General features: G+C 63.5%; 2 protein-coding genes. Both read left to right on the top strand.

From position 1 onward, the window contains the following. On the top strand, nucleotides 1-183 hold a 183-nt coding region (locus HUS66_RS17330; RefSeq protein ID WP_175072440.1), incomplete at its 5' end, for a hypothetical protein. A 283-nt stretch (nucleotides 184-466) separates the two neighbouring features. Beyond that, the coding region (locus HUS66_RS17335) for a cache domain-containing protein (RefSeq protein WP_175072441.1) at nucleotides 467-1368 on the top strand (902 nt) is incomplete at its 3' end.

Raw genomic sequence — 1368 nt, forward strand, 5'->3', positions numbered from 1 at the left:
GCCCTGGTCGAGGAATCGACCACGGCCGCCGAGCAGTTGAAAGACCAGGCCGACCAGCTCACCGAAGCGGTAGCCGGTTTCACCCTGAGCGAGCAGGCCCTGGCAGAGCAGCGCGGCGCATTGCCTCGGCCCGACGATGCCGGTGGAGAGGCGCAGCGGCGCGCTAGCCTCGACTACGCCTGACCCCTGGGCGCGACTTTCCTCTTCCCCCTCTCGGACCTTGAGGGGCTGACTGCCTCGGCCAGCCATGGCCGGGGCAGTGTGCGTTTTCGCTCCCCATTCCGTCTTTTGTCTCTTTACCCCGCGACCTCGGTCGGCGTGTGTTCACTTCGTCGCGCGCGCTCATGGGCCTGGCGTGCGGCCTACACCTAAAGTCGTGTCCGTTGACGCCGATAGCATGGCTACTGACGGCATGTCATAGAGGCCTGCCTCCGCCCGTCTTTTCCTGAATAGTGAGACTTATTTAATGCTGTCGTCCCTTCGCCTGCGCATCTTGGTGATCACTCTGGTGGTGGTCGCTCTGGCTCTGGTCATCAACGCATCGGTCAGCTATTTGACCGTGCAGACTCACAACGAAGAGCAGATTGGCCAACAGCTCGATGCGGTGGCCACTGGAAATGCTCGGGCCATCGAGGAATGGACCCGTGCTCGTGCCGGCATGATGGAAGCCGCCCGTGCCCCGGTGATGGACGCTGACCCGCATACGGCCCTGACCCAGTTAGCCGAGTCTGGTGGCTTTCTATCTGCCTATATCGGTCGTCCCGACGGCAGCATCATGACCTCTGACGGCTGGGATGCCCCCGACGATTTTGATTCGACCACTCGCGGTTGGTATCGCGATGCCGTCGCGCGCGGCGAGACCATCATTTCGCGTCCCTTCGTCGATGCCGTCAGCGGTCAGCAGGTGGTGTCGTTCGCCACCCCGGTTCACAAGGATGGCCGGCTTGCCGGGGTCATCGGCGGCGATGTGGTGATCGATGACTTGATTGCCGAGGTGGCGTCGATCCATCCCACGCCGTCGAGTTTCGCCTTCCTGAGCGTCGATGGTGAGACCTTGATCGCCCATCCCGACGCCGAGTTGACCCGACAGCCGCTGACGGCGGTCAGTGATGGTCTGACGCCCGAGTTCATCGCGCGCCTGGTGCGTCAGGATGCCACCTGGGAGCCTATTAGCGTCGACAGCAAGGCCAAACGGCTTGCCGTTGCGTCGATTGACGGCACTGACTGGGAGCTCGGGGTGGTGCTGGACGAGGACGAGGCCACCGCCGGCCTGAGTGCCATTCTCGAGTCCTCGTTGATCACCCTGGTGATTATCATCGCCGTCACCGCGCTGCTGCTCGGCCTGTGGCTCAAGCGCACCCTGGCCGG

The sequence above is a fragment of the Onishia taeanensis genome, from assembly GCF_013349955.1.
GTDB classification, from domain to species: domain Bacteria; phylum Pseudomonadota; class Gammaproteobacteria; order Pseudomonadales; family Halomonadaceae; genus Onishia; species Onishia taeanensis_B.